13 protein-coding genes and 3 tRNA genes are annotated in these 18,447 nt (G+C 41.3%); 15 read left to right on the forward strand and 1 reads right to left on the reverse strand.

Translation table 11 applies throughout. From position 1 onward, the window contains the following. Positions 1 to 164: 164 nt before the first annotated feature. The 13 genes from HXT19_RS00140 to HXT19_RS00200 all read left to right on the forward strand — a co-directional run bounded on the left by HXT19_RS00140 (position 165) and on the right by HXT19_RS00200 (position 14,100). Entirely contained in the window at positions 165 to 2,921 is a 2,757-nt protein-coding gene (locus tag HXT19_RS00140; RefSeq protein WP_004116485.1) for a phosphoenolpyruvate carboxylase, read from the forward strand. A gap of 188 nt (positions 2,922 to 3,109) precedes the next feature. After that, positions 3,110 to 3,769, forward strand: coding sequence for a carbonic anhydrase (locus HXT19_RS00145; RefSeq protein ID WP_004573595.1), 660 nt, complete (start codon positions 3,110 to 3,112; stop codon positions 3,767 to 3,769). Then, positions 3,763 to 4,866 carry a permease gene (locus HXT19_RS00150; protein ID WP_048730943.1) on the forward strand — a complete coding sequence of 368 codons (1,104 nt, stop codon included), beginning with the start codon at positions 3,763 to 3,765 and terminating at the stop codon, positions 4,864 to 4,866. The genes HXT19_RS00145 and HXT19_RS00150 overlap by 7 nt, the downstream gene beginning before the upstream one ends. Next, positions 4,863 to 5,693, forward strand: a complete 831-nt coding sequence (locus tag HXT19_RS00155) for a TIGR03943 family putative permease subunit (protein WP_004113975.1) — start codon at positions 4,863 to 4,865, stop codon at positions 5,691 to 5,693. Before HXT19_RS00150 ends, HXT19_RS00155 begins: the two co-directional genes overlap by 4 nt. A gap of 69 nt (positions 5,694 to 5,762) precedes the next feature. After that, a complete protein-coding gene (locus HXT19_RS00160) occupies positions 5,763 to 7,064 on the forward strand; it encodes a hemolysin family protein (protein ID WP_004113973.1) in 1,302 nt (433 codons plus the stop codon). Positions 7,065 to 7,114: 50 nt separating this feature from the next. Then, the gene (locus tag HXT19_RS00165) at positions 7,115 to 7,594 is read left to right on the forward strand and encodes a Dps family protein (protein ID WP_004573592.1); all 480 of its coding nucleotides are present in this window, start codon (positions 7,115 to 7,117) and stop codon (positions 7,592 to 7,594) included. 97 nt (positions 7,595 to 7,691) lie between these two features. Next, positions 7,692 to 7,765 (forward strand) — tRNA-Ile (locus HXT19_RS00170). 32 nt (positions 7,766 to 7,797) lie between these two features. Continuing rightward, a tRNA-Ala gene (locus HXT19_RS00175) sits at positions 7,798 to 7,870 on the forward strand. 273 nt (positions 7,871 to 8,143) lie between these two features. Next, a complete protein-coding gene (locus HXT19_RS00180) occupies positions 8,144 to 10,516 on the forward strand; it encodes a heavy metal translocating P-type ATPase (protein ID WP_422119681.1) in 2,373 nt (790 codons plus the stop codon). Positions 10,517 to 10,727: 211 nt separating this feature from the next. After that, positions 10,728 to 12,209 carry an FAD-dependent oxidoreductase gene (locus HXT19_RS00185; protein WP_422119682.1) on the forward strand — a complete coding sequence of 494 codons (1,482 nt, stop codon included), beginning with the start codon at positions 10,728 to 10,730 and terminating at the stop codon, positions 12,207 to 12,209. Positions 12,210 to 12,384: 175 nt separating this feature from the next. Further along, the gene (locus HXT19_RS00190; RefSeq protein ID WP_032840650.1) at positions 12,385 to 13,458 is read left to right on the forward strand and encodes a M48 family metalloprotease; all 1,074 of its coding nucleotides are present in this window, start codon (positions 12,385 to 12,387) and stop codon (positions 13,456 to 13,458) included. Between the two features lie 74 nt (positions 13,459 to 13,532). Next, positions 13,533 to 13,606: transfer RNA gene (locus HXT19_RS00195), tRNA-Gly, on the forward strand. Positions 13,607 to 13,788: 182 nt separating this feature from the next. Next, on the forward strand, positions 13,789 to 14,100 hold the full coding sequence (locus tag HXT19_RS00200) for a peptidase A8 (protein WP_004113951.1): 312 nt from the start codon (positions 13,789 to 13,791) through the stop codon (positions 14,098 to 14,100). A gap of 584 nt (positions 14,101 to 14,684) precedes the next feature. Here the strand turns inward: HXT19_RS00200 and HXT19_RS00205 are convergent. After that, on the reverse strand, positions 14,685 to 15,875 hold the full coding sequence (locus HXT19_RS00205; protein ID WP_422119683.1) for a lipase family protein: 1,191 nt from the start codon (positions 15,873 to 15,875) through the stop codon (positions 14,685 to 14,687). Between the two features lie 582 nt (positions 15,876 to 16,457). On the opposite strand from HXT19_RS00205, the gene HXT19_RS00210 reads away from it, so the two are divergent. Beyond that, complete coding sequence (locus HXT19_RS00210) at positions 16,458 to 17,390, forward strand: DUF4862 family protein (protein ID WP_415681618.1); 933 nt, start codon at positions 16,458 to 16,460, stop codon at positions 17,388 to 17,390. A 43-nt stretch (positions 17,391 to 17,433) separates the two neighbouring features. Further along, positions 17,434 to 18,435, forward strand: coding sequence for an ROK family protein (locus tag HXT19_RS00215; protein ID WP_174142985.1), 1,002 nt, complete (start codon positions 17,434 to 17,436; stop codon positions 18,433 to 18,435). Positions 18,436 to 18,447: the final 12 nt, after the last annotated feature.

The following is an 18,447-nucleotide window of genomic DNA, read 5'->3' on the forward strand; positions in this document are numbered from 1 at the left end:
TAAGAAATTTATAGAAAAAATCAGTCCTAAGGTCGGTTCACAATTATTTTGGAATCTCGCTGGGAACAAAGGCTGTGGGCTTGCAACTTTTGACCTAAATAACCGCGGAGGAGCCGCGGAAGTCAAATGACCAAGCAACCTTATGACTAGCACAAGGAGGTCTGATGACAACTCAAAATCAACAGGTTACTCCAGCAGACGCAACAATAGTTACGTCTGGACTAGGAAGAAAAGGACCTGAAGAGCGCGAACTGCCAGCATCGCTTAAGCAAGACATGGATTTATGCTTACATATTCTGCGCGATGTATTAGGCGAATTTGATGAAAAACTATTAACCGTATTCGACGAAGTGCGATTAAACGCAGTAAACGCAAGCACAGCACACTTCGCACAAATGGTTGATGCACAAGGAACAGAAGACGACGGGCTAAACAAAGCTGTAGAAAAAATCAACGGCATGGATTTGCCAGATATGCAGCTTCTTGCGCGTGCGTTTGCTACATACTTCCACTTAGCAAACCTGTGCGAAGAAAACTACAGGGTCTCCGTGCTGCACCAACGCGAATGCGAAGTAGAAGAATCTAATCCCGTAGACCCAGTTAACGAGCTAACATGCGCATACCACAAGTTGCTCACGGAAATGAGCCCTGCGCAAGCTAAGGAACTGCTAAATAAACTTGAATTCCATCCAGTTTTCACAGCGCATCCAACCGAAGCGAGACGAAAAGCTGTAGCTGGTAAAATCCGCAGAATATCAAAGCTTCTAAGCAAACACAATAGGCTAGGAGGATCAGACAAGCGCGAAAACTACAGGCGTCTATACAACGAGATAGACGCATTGCTCCGCACCTCGCCTATTGCTCTTAAAAAACCAACACCAGTTGAAGAAGCAGACACAATACTCGATATATTCGACGCAACATTATTCAACACAATTCCGTTGGTTTATCGCAGATTTGACGATTGGCTTTTGGGCAAAAAAGCTGGATTAGTGCCACCGCGATGCCCAGCATTCTTCCACCCAGGAAGCTGGATTGGATCCGATAGAGACGGAAATCCAAACGTTACAGCAAAGGTAAGTAGGCAGGTTGCGAGCAAGTTTAGCAACCACGTTTTGAAAGCGCTGGAAGAACGCACGCGCGAAGTTGGCAAATGCCTGACTATGGAAACACGCACAACGCCTCCAAGCGTTGAGCTGCTGGAACTTTGGAACCGCCAGAGGGAAATGAGCGAGCAGCTCACTGAAAACGCGTCCGACGTATCTAACAGCGAGCCGCATAGAGCCGTTATGCTTGTGATGGCAGATCGACTACACCACACGATTAGCCGCAATACAGACTTGATGTATCATTCTTGCGAAGAGTTCATTGAAGATTTGCGAATAGTGCAACGTTCGCTTGCTGAGGCTGGAGATGCTCGAGCAGCATATGGACCATTGCAGGATTTGATCTGGCAGGCGCAAACCTTTGGATTCCACATGGTGGAAATGGAGTTCCGTCAGCATTCGCTCGTGCATTCGCGCGCTTTGGAAGATATTCGCGAACATGGTTTGCACGGGGAGCGTGGACCGCTTCAGCCAATGACTCGCGAAGTTCTAGACACATTCCGCGCGCTTGGAGCAATTCAAAAGCGAAATGGAATGCGAGCGGCTCGCCGTTACATTATTTCGTTTGCAAAGTCTGCTCAGCATGTTCGCGATGTATTTGAGCTTAATCGCCTTGCGTTTGCGCATCCACAGGATGCTCCAACAATTGACGTGATACCACTTTTTGAGCAGCTAGAAGATTTGCAGAATTCGGTTAATGTTCTTGAGGAAATCATTAAGATTCCAGAAGTTCAGGCTAGACTGAAGGCTACTGGTCGCAAGATGGAAGTTATGCTCGGCTACTCCGATTCTTCCAAAGACGCAGGTCCTACTTCTGCAACACTTGCATTACATTCTGCTCAAGAACGTATTGCACAGTGGGCTAAAGATCATGACATTGATTTGACACTATTCCACGGCAGAGGAGGAGCTGTTGGACGAGGCGGTGGTCCTGCAAACCGTGCTGTTCTTGCTCAACCAGTTGGTTCAGTAAATTGCCGATTTAAGCTTACTGAACAAGGTGAGGTTATTTTTGCTCGCTACGGAAACCCAATTCTTGCCATTCGTCACTTGGAATCAGTAGCTGCAGCAACTTTGCTTCAATCTGCTCCAAGCGTTGAGAAAACCAACACGGAAATGACTCATAAGTATGCGGATATGGCTCAAAAGCTTGATGTTGCAGCGCATAATCGTTTTATTGATTTGCTTCAAACAGATGACTTTACGCCTTGGTTCTCAACCGTTACTCCGCTTAGTGAGATTGGTTTGCTCCCAATCGGATCTCGCCCTGCAAAGCGCGGTCTTGGTGCAAAGTCTTTGGACGATTTGCGCACAATCCCGTGGGTTTTCTCTTGGGCGCAAGCTCGAATCAACTTGGCAGCGTGGTACGGCTTGGGTACAGCTTGCGAAAAGTTTGGCGACTTGGAAACTTTGCGCAGAGCTTACGAAGAATGGCCGCTGTTTAGTACTTTTATTGACAATATTGAGATGTCTTTGGCTAAAACAGACGAGCGAATTGCTCGCATGTATCTAAGCCTTGGAGATCGCGAAGATTTAAGCGATAAAGTGCTTTCGGAAATGCAGCTTACGCGCAAGTGGGTTTTGCAAATTGTTGGTGACAAGTGGCCGCTGCAACATCGTCATGTGCTTGGTCAAGCGATTCGCGTGCGCTCGCCTTACGTGGACGCGCTTTCTGTAATTCAGTCACTTGCTTTGCATAAGCTTCGCAACAAGGTGGATAAGGAAGAATTGAGCGAAAGCCAGCAAGCAGAGTTCATCTACCTGATTCTCTGCACTGTTTCCGGTGTTGCTGCAGGCTTGCAAAACACTGGATGATTTTAATAAATTACTGAATCAAGAAGGCTCTCGTATTTGCGAATTGCAATACGGGAGCTTTTTTGATAATAGGCTTATATTCTTAAACAAAATTCTTATTTACTACGAAAGATACAATATATTCTAAGTCAAAAATTTTAAACTTTAAGCAACTGAAAATATTGCCAATGCCAGTGTAGGAGATAATAATGCAAGAAGAAGTCAGCGAAGATTTTGCTAATGAAGATTCAGTTTTAGCTACATCGGTATTAAGCGCAATGCTTGCAGGGAATCGCAAATTTGCAGACGGCAATTCAGCGCATGCAGGCGTAAATTCAGAATCGCGCATGAAACTTATTGACGGTCAGCATCCTGGAGCTGTTGTGCTTTCGTGCGCAGATTCGCGAGTTGCTCCAGAATTTATATTCGACGCCGGTTTGGGCGATATTTTTTCTGTTCGCACAGCTGGAGAAGTGTTGGATGATGCCGTAATAGCTTCGCTAGAATACGCTGTAAGTGATTTGGGAGTAAAAGTGTTGGTTGTGCTTGGGCATGAGCATTGCGGCGCCGTAAAGGCTGTTTTGCCGAACGTGCAAAAGCTGGTTTCTGAATATGGCGAAGATAAAACAAGCGAAATAATTGAGTCGAGCGAGTTAATATTGCTGCGTTCTTTAGGGCCTGCTGTGCTCGCAGGTGTTGAGGAAAATTTAGATACAGATGATATTGAACGTATTCACGTGTCTAATATTTTGGCTGAAATTTGTGAAAAATCACAAATAATTCGCGAAGCTGTTTTCAAAGACGCTTTGATGCTTGTTGGAGCAAGGTATCGAATGAGTGACGGCTTGGTGGAAGTGTTGTCATGCTAAAAACAGAAACTGAAGCAAAAACAGCGAGCCAAGTAGAAAAAGCAAGTAAAGCAAGTAAAGCAAAACAAGCAAATTCTGCAAACTATCTTTTTTTGATTGCAGGAGTGCCTCTTGTAGCTCTTATTATTGCAATGTTTCCAGCGTTGCAAGCGCGCAACCCTTGGATGCCTGTAAACACTATTATTATGGGTGTTGCTGGGCTGCTTTTACAAGCTGTTCCTTTTACGCTAATTGGCGTGCTTGTTTCTGCTGCTGTAGAAACGTGGATTACGGCAGATTTTATTGAAAAACACGCTCCAAAGTCTATTGCAAACGGCTTTTTGGCTGCAATTCTTGCTGGAGTCTGTGTGCCAGTATGTGATTGTGTTGTTGTTCCAACGTTTTCTCGTCTTGTTGCGCGAAAGCTGCCATTGCCTTGTGCTGTGACATTTCTATGCGCTGTGCCTGTGGTAAATCCTGTTTCTATTTGGGCTACTTGGTACGCATTTGCGGACGTTCCAGCAGTTGCTGTGACTCGAGTGGCTTTGGGTGTTGGTGTGGCTCTTTTAGTGGGAATTAGTTTTGTGATTTTTCCTGTAAAATCACAAGTTTTAAGGGAAAAATTTTTCATAAAATCATGTGGATCAACATGTGATTCATGTGATTTTGACAATAATGATGGGCCTTTAATAAGTTTTAAAGATCATTTAAAAATTTATGCTCATCACGTCTATGCGGATTTTATGCGATTAATGCCAATAATATTGTTTGGAACAACTGTAGCTTCGATTATTCGCGTTTGGCTTGGCGCAGATCCTGCATCAAAAATAAACACAACAACAGTTTTTGTGGCGATTCCAGCAATGATGCTAATAGCATACGCAAGCTCCTTATGTTCAAGCTCCGACGCAGTAATTGCGCGCTCTTTGGCTGCTTCTCTTCCAATGAGTTCAGTAATTGTTTTTCTGCTTTTTGGGCCAATGCTAGACATAAAAAACACTCTTATGCTTATTGAAGATTTTAAAGGGAAATTTGTGATACGTCTAACAGCAACTATTGTTGTTATTTGCTTACTCGCAGCGCTTCTTGTTCACCTTGCATGGGGTGTGATGCTATGAGTAGTGTAAATGTTGTATGCAATGTTGATTGTAATAATGCAGATTGCAAGCAAACTAAGCATAAAATTACTTTTGCTCATATTGCGCAATCGTTGTGTTTGATTTGCTTTTCAGCCACACTAATGTGGAGCGCATTAAGCGGATGCTACACAATCCTTACCACTCCGCGCGCATTCGTATACCTTATTTTTGCTGCGATTTTGCTTTTTGTTTTGGGAATTTGCTCGCTTTTTGGTATTATTCCAGTTTTTGCAAAAGATTCTAAACGCATTCTTGTTTCCCTAATAATTCCAATGCTCGTGATTTTAATTCCACTTCAAATGTCAAAATCAGCATTAGATCAAGGTTTTACAAAGTCTGCAGGTTTTGACGAGTACGCCTCTGGGCGCGCAATAGCAATCGCGTCTAATCGTAAAAATAATAAAAAAACTTTAAGAGGACTAGACGTAGCTAATAAAAAAATTATTATTTCAGACGATGATTTTGGAAATTGGTATGACGAAATTGACCATAATTTAGAGAAATACCAGGGATATGAAATTGTGGTAAAAGGTTTTATAAGTCGAGAAAACACGCTTTCTAAAAATCAGGTTCGCATATCTAGACAATTTATGTCTTGCTGCATTCTAGATATGTCTCCGTTTGGGTTTGTTGCAGATTTTTCTAAAAACTTACGATTTAAAAATCACCAATGGGTGATTGTAAAAGCTAATATCTCACTTGGGAATATTGGTGTTAGTGGATATTCACACAAAGGTGTGGTTCTTAAAGTTGAATCCATTAAAGAGATAAGTAAAGCTCCATCCGGTTATTTTTATAGAACCTGATTGTGTATATTATTCCGATATTAAGCACAAAGCTTTTTATATATGTTAAATTCAACTAAGATAGCAAGTATGTCGTTGGGTTTTAACATTGCACTCATTGTTGTGTTCCTTTTGTTTGGTTCCATATTTGCAGCAACCGAACTTGCGCTTGTTAATTTGCGATCGTCGCAATTAGACCGCATGGAAACGCAGGATGCTCGTGGGAAAAGAGTTGCAAAAATAGCTCGAGATCCAAACACTTTTCTTTCCACTCTTCAAATCGGAGTTACGCTTTCGGGATTTCTTTCGGCGTCTTTTGGCGAATCTGCAATCGCGCCTCATATTGTGCCAATTGTAAAGTCTTGGGGAGTTCCAGATCATGTTGCTGGACCATTAACGACTATTGTTTTAACGCTTATAATATCGTATTTTTCAATAGTAATTTCTGAACTTGTGCCAAAGAGAATAGCAATGCAGCGCTCTGAGCAAATCGCTCGAGCAGTTGTTCCAGCAGTAGATATATTCTCCAAAATATGCAAGCCTTTAATATGGTTGATTGCTAAGAACACCAACGGTTTTGTGAGACTTCTTGGATTCGATCCAAACGAAAAGGAAAGTGAAGTTTCCGACGAAGAGCTACGTGTTTTAGTTAACTCGAATAAAAAGCTTAGCCAAGATGAGCGAACAATTTTAGACGATGTTTTTGATGCTTCTGAAACGATTGTTGCCGAAGTTATGCGTCCTCGTGCAGACGTTGAGTTTTTGGACGGATCTTTAAGTCTTGAAGAAGCTGCTGCAAAAATTAGAGAATTGCCATATTCTAGATATCCTGTAACAGGCAAAGATTTTGACGATGTTATTGGATTTGTGCATGTACGCGATTTGTTAGATGTTAGAGATCCTAATGCTAAAACAGTTGCAGATGTAACTCGAGAAGGAATAAGTCTTCCTGGAACGTCTAAATTGCTTCCAAGCTTGGAGCTGCTTAGAAAACGCGGAATACATCTTGCTGTTGTTATTGACGAGTATGGCGGAACGGATGGCATCGTGACTCTTGAAGACATGACCGAGGAATTGGTTGGAGATATTAGAGATGAATACGATTTGCCAGACGAGTCAGATTTGAAGCGTGATAGTAAAGCTACTGTGTTTGTAAACGGAGTGGCTACTGTTGACGGTGGAATGACTATAGAAGATTTCGCAGATGTGACTGGAATTGAGCTAGAGGATGGACCTTATGAAACTGTTGCAGGCTATTTCCTTGCTCACACTGGCTCAATGGGCAAGGTTGGAGCTATTTTGCACGATGCGGATGGCTACGATATGACAGTTACGGAGGTTGATGGGCGTAGAATAGCTACGATTGAAGTCAGAAAAACCGAAGTAAATTAAAGATTTGAATAAAATTAAACAAAAATAAACAAAAAATGGAGGATACTAATATGGCTTTAACTCATATTGTGCCAGGTCTTGACGAATCGGCTAGTGAGAAAGCAATCGATATTTTGCAGAATCGCTTAAGCCATGAGCAGGAAGCTGCTTTAGTCTTAAAGCATGCACATTGGAATGTTACGGGTCCAGACTTTATTGCAGTTCATGAAATGCTTGATCCTCAGGTTGCAGAAGTTTTAGCTCAAGCCGATGAAACAGCTGAGCGAATTGCAACGCTTGGTGGATCCCCACTTGGTCGCGCAGACGATGTTGTAGCTTCGCGCACTTGGAAGCGTTTTGCTCTTAGTGGTAGAAAGTCCACCAAAGAGTATTTGCAAGCATTAATTGAGTATTACAACGATATGATTGCAGATGATCGTAAGGCAATTTCTCAGCTTGATGATCTTGATATTGTTAGCTCTAATATTATTCAAGATCATGTTCAGCAGCTTGAAAAGTTCCAGTGGTTTATGCGCAGTCATTTAGAATAATTTTGTAGAATAATTTTGCGACACGCTTAGATTTGCTATTTGACATTTTTGTTTCATGTGCTAATCTAACTACTTGTATGTTTTCGACATACAAGTTGGGCCCGTAGCTCAGGTGGTTAGAGCGCATCCCTGATAAGGATGAGGTCGGAGGTTCAAGTCCTCCCGGGCCCACGAAATTGAGCATTTTGTTCTTTTTCTCCAATGGGGCTATGGCGCAGCTGGTAGCGCATCTGCTTTGCAAGCAGAGGGTCAGGAGTTCGAGTCTCCTTAGCTCCACAAATAGGGTTTCTAGCCGATCGCTAGAAGCCTTTTTTCATATATTCGTATTATCGTCTTCTTTCGCGTGTTTCTTGTTCTTGCGCGCATTTTGTTATATGAGAATGTTTCTCATCAAGGTGTTTTGCTAAACTGAATACCAATAAATGAATATAGATATCTTTACGCCGTGTATTGCGCATGCTTAAGTGGATGCTCAATGGGTTAACAAGGCGTGAAATCGTGTGTTAGCAGCGTCTTAAGCGGTTAGCCTGATCAGCGTAAGGAAAGTGTATGCGTAAACTTTTATCGTATTGCCGTCGTGCTCCTCAATTAGTAATAGTTTTAGTTTTGTTCCCGTTTATTGCGGCGTTTTATTCTAGAAATCTGACTTTTATACTCGATTTTTGCAAAGCTATAAGCAAGACGTTTACTTTCTTACTTTCGTTAATAAACGTTGATTTTAATGTGCAAATAAGCCTTACAATCGGGCAAAGTATAATAACATGTTTAGTTTTATACACATGTGTTAAGTCGCTTTTAAGTATGATTGATGATTTAATGCATGGCACACTTGGAATTGACTTGCTTGCGTTTGTTGCATTGCTTGCAACGCTTTGTATAGGCGAATTTTGGGCAAGTTATTTGATTGTTGTAATGGTGTTTACAGGCGAAGCAATCGAAGACTTTGCGCAAGATGCAGCGCAAAAAAATCTATCTCTTTTAGTAAACGCATCTCCGCAAACCGCGCATTTAATGACACTTCCTGGAATAGTGTGTGGTGAATCTTGTGAGCAATGTGCTCTGCTTGATCATAGTCATTTTAGAAAAGTAAGCAATGAATCTTCGATAGGGGCGTTGCAAGAACCTAAAGATTTTACTAGTTGTGAATCGTGTAAAAAATGTAACAATAACTCTAAAGAATGCCCAATATTGCAAGATGTAAAGTCTTCTAGCCAATTACAAAGATACAAAACAGTTCCAGTTGAAGATCTAAAAATCGGCAATGTAATAGTTGTTCTTCCAGGAGAAACAGTTCCTGTAGACGTTGAGCTTTTAAGCGGTTCTGCTGTTCTAGACACAAGCGCAATAAATGGCGAGTCGCTTCCGCGCGAAGTGTTTGCTGGCGCGCAAGTGTTGTCTGGATGCGTAAATGGCGGCGTTGTGTTAATTATGCGCGTAACTAAGTTATCGCAAAATTCACAATACCAAAAAATCATGAAGTTGGTGGAATCTGCAAGATCTTCTAAAGCTGCAGTAGTACGATTCGCGGATATGCTTTCTGTGCCTTTTACTGTGCTTTCATTTGTGATTGCAGGCGTCGCTTGGGCTGCATCTGGTCAGGCTTTAAGATTTGCGCAAGTTTTGGTGCTAGCTACTCCTTGCCCGCTATTAATCGCTGTTCCAGTGGCGTTTATGGCAGGAACAGGAAGACTTGCAAAACTTGGTATTGTGGTAAAAAGCCAAGATGTTTTAGAGCAGCTAAGCAGAGTAACAGATGTGTTCTTTGACAAAACGGGAACGCTTACTGTTAAACAGCCTCAAGTTGTTAGAGTGGATTTAGCGAATCATCAAGATAGCGAAAATCAGGAAAATCAAGAAAATAGTGGGTTGCAAAATAGGATACTAATGTTTGCTGGTGTCCTGGAAACATACTCACAGCACATTCTTGCAGGAGGAATTGCAAAAGCTGGATCGGATCTTTGGCAAAACACGCATCCATCTGCAGTTCCGCAACTTCCGAGTGTGCGTGAATACCCAGTTATAAGCGGTGTTAAAGAAACTGCTGGTCAAGGTATATGTGCAAGTGTGGATGGTGTAAACGTTAGAGTAGGTCGCAAAAAATACGTTTTGCAGGCGTCAGCTGGCAATTCCGAGGATGAGTCGCAAGCAACCGAAGATAAAGCCAAACGTGCAAATGTAGAAAATATATCAAAAATAGAAAGCAATTTTGAAGAGCTTTCTGCCGACGAAATGGCAACATACGTTTCTTTTGATGGCAAACTTGTTGGGCGAATTGTTCTAAAAGACGTGCCTCGAGAAAATGCAAAATCTACGATTCAAAAACTAAAGGAGCTTGGTGTTCGTTCAATAAGCATGCTTACTGGAGATGGTCTGCAAGCGGCTCAAACAATAGCAAAAAGCGTTGGAATCGAGCATGTTAAAGCGAATTTGCTTCCAGAAGACAAGCTTGAGTGCGTAAAACAGCACTATAAGAATACGGATAGTGTTAATGCAGATAATAAGTATTCGGAAGGTAGCACAAGCTTACTGAGCACGGATGCTTTCGACTTTTCTGTCGGAAAAACACAAAAATGTAGCATAACGATGATGGTTGGAGATGGCGTAAACGATGCTCCTGTTTTGGCTGCAGCAAACATTGGTGTGGCTTTGACTGATGGCACCGATACAGCGGCTTCGGAGTGCGCGCAAGTTGTGATTATGAACAACAACATTTATGCTGTAGCAAACGCTGTAAGTGTTGCAAAACACACGAAGCGTGTTATGGTTCAAGCTGTTATGTTGGGAATTGGATTAGCTGTTATAAGCATGATTGCGGCGGCTTTTGGGCTGATTCCTGCGGTTCTTGGAGCTATGATGCAAGAGATGATTGATGTTGTGTCAATTTTATGGGCGCTTACAGCGTTGAAAGGAAAGCGCGCGTAAGAGTAAATGTGCATATGTGCATAAGTCACAAGTTACAAGCACGCATAAGCAAAATGTATATAAGTGACAATATTCACTTTGGTCTTTTCTTGAATGAGTCAAGGCGCTAGTCTAAGTAGTGGAGCATTTAAGGAAGCGACTTATAAAACAGTTTACAAAAGAGTTCAAAAATGCTTAAGAATGCTTGAAATACTCAATATGGGGAAATTTTATGGAAACGAATTATAATGCGGATGCGAGCGAATTGCGAATCGCAGTTATTGGCGCGGGGCCTGCTGGAATATACTCGTCAGATATTTTTCTTCGTCAGCTTAAAAAATTGGGTGACGAAATGGGATTAGGTACGAGCGCTAGAATCGATTTATTTGAAAAACTACCAGTTCCATTCGGGCTGGTTCGATATGGAGTTGCGCCAGACCATCCGAGCATAAAATTCATTGCAGATGCTTTGGCTAAAACGCTTGATAATCCAAATATTCACTTGTATGCGAATGTTGAATTTGGCAAAGATATTACATTAGACGATTTGTTGCCTCGCTACGATGCAATTCTGTTTGCTACGGGCGCTGTAGAAGATAAGCCGCTTAATATTCCAGGCTCCTCATTGTGCGGCGTGTATGGTGCTGCAAAATTTGTGGAATGGTACGACGGGTATCCTACCAGTGAGCGCACGTGGCCGCTTGATGCAAGCGAAGTGGCGGTTATTGGTGGCGGAAACGTTGCTATGGATGTTGCGCGCGAGCTTTTGCGAGATGCAGATTATCTTAGAGAACACACGGATATTTCCGACGACGTTTACAATGGTTTGCTTAAAAACCAGGCTAAAACATTGCACTTGTTTATTCGACGAGGCGTTGCTCAAGCTAAATTCTCTGTGCAAGAATTGCGCGAGATGGAAAAGCTTTCTGGCGTGCAAATAGTTGTAAATGAAAACGATTTTGACTTGGATGACGAAACGATTGATGTTGCTGGAAAAGACAAATTGACTCGCCAAATGGTAGAGGAGCTTTTTGCTATACGCGATTTGAGCGAAGATATGGAAGATGGTGGAAACGTTGACTTTGAAGGCAATCCTGCAAATAAGCGTTACATTATTCACTTTAACGCAAATCCAGTTGAGATTCTGGGAGAAGCTGGGCGAGTGCGTGCGATTCGTGTAGAGCGTACAGTTACAAGCGCGGACGGAAAAATGACTCGTACTAGAGAGTTTGAAGAATACCCTGTTCAAGCGGTTTACCATGCGATTGGATATAAGCCTGCTAAGGTTTCTGGCGTTGCTTACGATGAGAACAAAACTCTTCTTGCGAATAAAGATGGTCGCATATTAACTGATCCAGATGGTGATGTTGTGCGTCCACGCTTGTATGCAACTGGCTGGGCGAAGCGAGGACCTGTTGGATTAATTGGTTCTACAAAGTCAGACGCTTTGCAAATCGTTGAAAATATGTTGGAAGACTTAGCAAAAAGCTCGCTCGACGAATGTGAATCCGCACTTCCTGGCAGATTGGCAATAGATAGAGAGCCTAAATCTATCGAAGAGCTTCTCGCTTCCAGAGGTGTGGATGTAATTGATTTTGATGGTTGGAAAAGAGTTGATGCCTTCGAAGTCGAATCTGGTGTGGCAGAAAATCGCGCTCGCAAAAAAGTTGTATCTAAGCAAATGCTTATAGATATAGCAAATCATCAACAATAGTTCGTTAATTTTTAGTGGTCGCTTACGTTATGCACATTTGCAAAACGTAAGCGACCACTTGTTAACAGATTATAAATCTTAAATACACTAATTAGCATTAATCTTAAACATATTAATTATAAATATACAGTTTTCATTCAGCAAAATTACAGTTCCGATTATTAGAATCGTAAACATGTTCAGCAATATAGGAATGCGATGCCGCAATTATCTGAAAACAGCAGCACTGTTCTCAGTAATCTGGTTGATTCTTGCCTTAATTTGGGCTGCCTGTGGATTGCGCTTGCCTATGCTGATTTGGTTTGTAGTTTTAGGAATAATTCTCAGTGTGTGCGCGTATTGGCTTTCTGGCAAGCTCGCAATTCGCATGGTGAATGCTATAGAAGTCAGTGAAGATGAAGAGCCAGTCTTGTATGGTATTGTTCGCGAGATTTCTGCGAGAATCGAAAGACCGATGCCGCATCTTTACGTTGCTCCAATGGATAGTCCTAATGTTTTTGCAATTGGTCGCAGTGAAAGACATGCTGTTATTTGTTGTACGCGTGGACTCTTAAACATTCTGAATGAGCGTGAGTTGCGTGGAGTTGTAAGTCATGAGCTGATTCATATTTATAATCATGATATTTTGAATTCCACTATTGCTTCAGCTATTGCGACAATTATGACTTATGTTGGCTATGTTCTTACGTATTCCAAAAAGAAGCATACTGCTGATAGTGAGTTTGCTGTTAGATCAGAATCTTCTAAAAGCCGTTGCCCAGTGTTAAAGATTGTTGGTCAAGTTTTAAATGTGATTTTTGTGCCAGTTGGAGCATTGATGATTAAGCTGGTGGTTTCTAGAAGCCGCGAATTTGACGCAGATAAAAGCGCTGGAATGCTTACGGGAGATCCTGCAGCTTTGGCTTCTGCTCTAAATAAAATTTCTTACGGTGCAAAAATACATGAGATGAGTAGAGCCGATGGATTGCAGGCAATGTCTTCGCTGATGATTGTAAATCCATTTGAAGATGATAAATCAAAATTATTGAAGATGTTTTCTCATCAGTCAGCTGTTAAAGAGCGAGTTAACTTCTTGAGACTAATGGCTAAGTCGCAAGAGGATAATGCTGAGTATTCTGGGTATGCGGAAATGTCTTATGAAAATGAAGCTGCTGCAAGACCAGATGAATTTGATAAGTCTGAATCTGTATTCAACATCCGATATGGGAGAAGATTCCCTAATGGAGTTGTAGCCGTAAGCGGAGCATGATATCCTTATATGGTTTGTTGTCTAGATTGATTAATCGAGTCATTTGAAGGTATTAATCGCCAGCAGCCGAACATGCGGACATAGTTCATCGGTAGAATGGAAGCTTCCCAAGCTTCAGAGGCGGGTTCGATTCCCGTTGTCCGCTCCATGTGGGGAGATCTGATATATCAACGTTCTTCGCCTGTTATTGCACCTTAAAAATAGTCTAAATGTGAAAATAATGTGCGAAATTCTGTAATTTTTTTTTTAATATTGACACGAAAATCTTAGTTAAATTAAAATTATATTGAATTCGCTATGGTAGAGGATTTAATTGGTCAGGAGGGTTTTATGTTAGATATGTTGTTTGCATTTGTTGCTGTTGCATCAATGTTAATAGGTTTGGTTTTGTCTGTAATGCTTTGGGTTAAAAGCAGCAAGTCAGTTAAAGAATTGTATAAAAACGCATATGCGTATGCAATTATTGATGTTGTATTAGGCGTATTGTCGTATATATCTTATGCTGCGACTATCAATTCTGTAGACATTGATGTGCGTGAGTTCTACACAAATTATTTCACGGCGCCATTGATTGTTCTTGCTGTTCTTGTTGTAAGTATTGCTGCTATAGCTATTTTTAAGAGTAAAAAAATAGCTATGTAAAATAACTAGATTAAACAGTTTATCAAATAATAATAGCCTCCTGAGTTTAATTAAAATTCAGAAGGCTATGTTTGTTATATGTTGTGTTTGGTTTGATTGTGATTTGTTGATTTCAGTCTGAAGTGTGTGTGATATTAGACAAAAGATGCATAAATCGTATTTTTTGTACATTGGATGTATAAAAAATTGTACATTGAATGTACAAAAAATACGTTTTTTGTGTATACAAGTTCTTATAAGCACGCTGTGGGAATGTGATGCGTTTGAGTGAATATTGCATAAGTTTTATATTGAAGAAAGTTTTAGTCTGGTCTTATCTGGATGCTGGAATACTAGACAATAGTTCAGCTCGCCTGAGTCTTCTCGGTGTGGGATGATTTTCCTTCTCCACTAGGATGTTCTTGTGCCAGATAAAATCTTTGTGAAATAACCCAGAATAGTTGGATTAATCAATATAAAAAGCGCTGACTTATTTATGCGTTAATACACATTTTGTAAGTCAGCGCTTAGTTTATTGTTAGTAAATTACACGCACCAGTTGCCTATTGCTAATTACAAATCACTAATTAACAATTAGCAATAAATTAGAACGTGCGAATATTGTAGAAATTATTAAGCTCTTCCATCCAACGCCCAGTACCAGATATATCTCCTCTAGTTCCTACGGTAAACCCTGGGAAATTGTTCATTCGTGGTTCAAAGTAGCTTCGAGAGCCATGCCCTTCTGTAGAATTGCCAACACTTATAGCTCCTGCAAAATTGCCGACAGAACGAATAACTCTGTCGTTGTCTACTTTGTAATGAACAGCATAACCTTCGCGAGTCAGACGATTCCCTGCGTTTGCTGCAGTGCGAAGCCAACGGTTGAAGATATTTCCCCAAATTTGAGGAGCATTGAAAGTGTAGATTTTCTTAAGCCAAGAATATCCTTTACCGTCTGCACGAATCAAAGCTCGTTGAGCCAAATAGCCTCCAAGAGAATGACCAGTAATATATAGATTATTTACAGTGTGTTCTCTGCCATAACGCTCAATAAGTTGTTCAACATCGTAAGCCTGATCTGGATTGCGACCTACAGCTATTGCAAGATCATCGTCATAATCATTAAATTGAGAAGTTCCACGAATTGCAAGAACTTGAACAGTTCCTTGCTCTAAGAACGGATAAGGACTTACATTTTCAAACAAGACAGCGTCAAAACCACCCCTATTGTGGTAGGTTTCTTTAACTTTCCAGAACGGGGCTATCTCATTGTGCATAAGATGATATTCATTGCGGTTCTTATAAATGTCATGAAGTGGTTTAGTGTAATCAAGAACCTTGTTTATATAACTATCATCGCGATAAGAAAGTTCAGAAAATAGCGTCATATCTCGTGGGCTTATATCCCATCTGCGAGGATTGCTGTCTTGATTATCTGGAATACCATCGCCATCGGTGTCATTCATCATAGGGTGAGAATTGTACCCATAATAAGTTTTACCGTTTTTAGTATAAGTGTAAATTTCTTGTCTATTAGTTAAGCCGTCGCCATCTAAATCAGCATTTGGGTCTAAAGGCTTTTTATGATACAAAGCCATGTCTAAAGCTCCGGGAAGCTCCAGCTTTATATCTCCATTTGAAATCTGTTTAGCTGTTTTCTCTGTAAGAGGAGTGTGTCTTTCTGTAAGCTGCTCGTTTTGAGTATATGCCATCGCTGGTGTAGTGATGCTTAACATGCTTAGCATAAGACACAGGCTTGCAGATAAGCCTATTAGTTTGAAGCTTTTCTTCATGATTCCTCCTACTTTTGTCATTTATTTTGGGAATTAACCCGAATTAACTCGTTTTGTGAATTAATCCTTTGTTTTTTACTATCTTGTTAGCGCGTTTTACGCTTAAAAGCTACAAATAGCAAGTTATGTAAACTGCACCTTCGCTTAATTACAATTACAGTAATGCTTAATTTTCTTCAATAACTCTCTGCAATCAACTTTGACGATATGAGTTCGATTAAGAAAATCCTAGATGCTGCTAAGTGTTCTTATATGCTCAAATCCGCGCTTGATGTGCACAAATCTACGCTTGTATTGGTGTAGCTTATATGACCATGCTACAGCATTAATCAATTAAATACATCATTAATTAGCATAAAATAAGTGAAAATTGTTGCGTTAATGTTGTTATGACTTTATTACATTAAGCTGCTTTAGTTTGAAAACAATTTAGTCGCAAGTACAAAGATTTATCAGACGTCTGACGAATTGTAGTGATATTGGTGTAATCTACGAATCAAAAGACGAGTCAAAAGACGAGTCAAAATACAAGTCGAAAGATAAGTCAAAAGATAAATCAGCGACGATTTCAAGGAGGATATCATGCTGAAAGCTAAATTTGTTGTAGGCGCATACGCATCGTTACCAAAAACTCGCGAAGATCAAGAAAAATACTACGATTTGTTAGGTAAACAAAGCTGGATTGCTGGAACAGAGATTCCGTACCCAGGAGATTTGGCAGATTCACAAAATCGCACGTGGCTAGCGTCGGCAATACCAGCGCATTGGCATGCTAACACTATAACCGCAATACCTGGGACAATGAGGCACATAAACTTTGACCCAGATTCAGAATTTGGACTAGCAAGCCCAAGCGAAGAGGGTAGACATCGTGCGCTCGCATTCTTTAAGGATATTCGCGAAGCCATAGCTGATGTTGCAGATAAACGAGATAGTTGTGATATATCGCACGTGGAAATACACACAGCGCCAACTCGAATAGCACAAGCAGACGCAATGAAAAAGTCGTTGGAAGAACTAGCACAACTAGATTGGTGTGGAGCAAAACTGGTTATAGAACACTGCGATCGATATATCGAAGGACAGAATCCGGAAAAAGGATTCCTACCTCTAGAAGAAGAGATTCAAATTGCTAAAGATGCTGGGGTTGGAATCACAATAAACTGGGGAAGAAGCGTTGTAGAAGAGCGAAATGCTCAAGCTGCTATAGAACATGTGCGCGAAGCAAGGCAAGCAGGAGTATTGCAGGGATTAATGTTTTCGGGAGCTGGACCAGAAGCAACGCAATACGGATATGAGTGGATTGATGGTCATTTGCCAATGAACCCAGATGAGCCAACGTCATTAATGACGTCTAAAGAAATTCAAGAAACTACTCGCGAGGCACTAAAAGACGATTATGCAATCGACTATTTGGGTGCAAAAGTGTGCGTTCCGCAAGACGCGAGCGTTGAAGAGCGCTTGGGGTATTTATCGCGTATTCATGACGCTGTGAGCGCTGCGCAGGGCGAGTAAATAGGCAAAGTCGCAAACGCAAGAAAGAAAACGGAAACTACTTATGAATGAAACAAAAGATTCTCGCCCTACATATCTTGCTTTTGACATAGGCGGAACAAAAATCGCCTATGGATTGGTGACTTTGCCAGATTCTAATATTCGCCAAGAAAATGCAGATTACGTATCTCCAACAGTGCAAGAGCATGGTTCAATGCCAACAGAAGCTGCAAAAGGTGGAGAAAATATAAAGAATCGCCTAGTGGAAAAAGTGTCGCAAATCATAGAAGAAGCGCAGAAAAATGGCAAAACTATTAGCGGAATTGGAATAGCGGCTGCGGGAGTGCCAAATAGTAAAACTGGCGAAATTGTAGCTGCTACAGACATTCTGCCAGGTTGGCGAGGACAGCGAATTTATGACGCATTTAAGAGCGTAACTGACTTGCCAGTTTATATGATTGGCGATGTTGGTGGACATGGTTTAGGCGAAGCAATTTACGGCGCGGGTCGCGGAAAGTCGATTGTATTTTCTGTTGGCATAGGCACTGGAATTGGTGGGGCGATTATTATAAACGGTAAGCTGTTTACAGGAGCGCACGGAGTTGCTGGGCATGCGGGTCACGTTGTTAGTGACTTGGGAGTAGGTTTTGACTGCTCGTGCGGAGCGCGTGCGGGCCACATTGAGCCAGTGGCTTCTGGAACGGGGCTTGCCACTCTTTACAATAGCAATCTTCCAGCTGGTACTCAAGAAGCCCAAAATGGTTATGATGTTTGCGTAAGAGCAAATTCTGGTGAGGAATATGCAAAAGAAATTCTTGCTAGAAGCGGTAAGGCTTTGGGTGAGTGCGTAGCTGGAATGGCTAATCTTATAGATCCAGATGTGATTGTGCTTTCTGGGTCTGTTGTAGAAGCTGGTGATATTTGGTGGAATGCTATGCGAAGTGGATTTGAAGATTCTGCTTTGACATTGATTAAGAACACCCCAATTTTAAAGGGTCAACTTGGAGGATCTGCTCCTCTGATTGGCGCTGCTTGGGCTGTTCATTTAAGTTTGAACCATTTTTAATCATTGTAAAAA

The sequence above is a fragment of the Gardnerella sp. DNF00038 genome (assembly GCF_049262855.1).
GTDB classification, from domain to species: domain Bacteria; phylum Actinomycetota; class Actinomycetes; order Actinomycetales; family Bifidobacteriaceae; genus Bifidobacterium; species Bifidobacterium vaginale.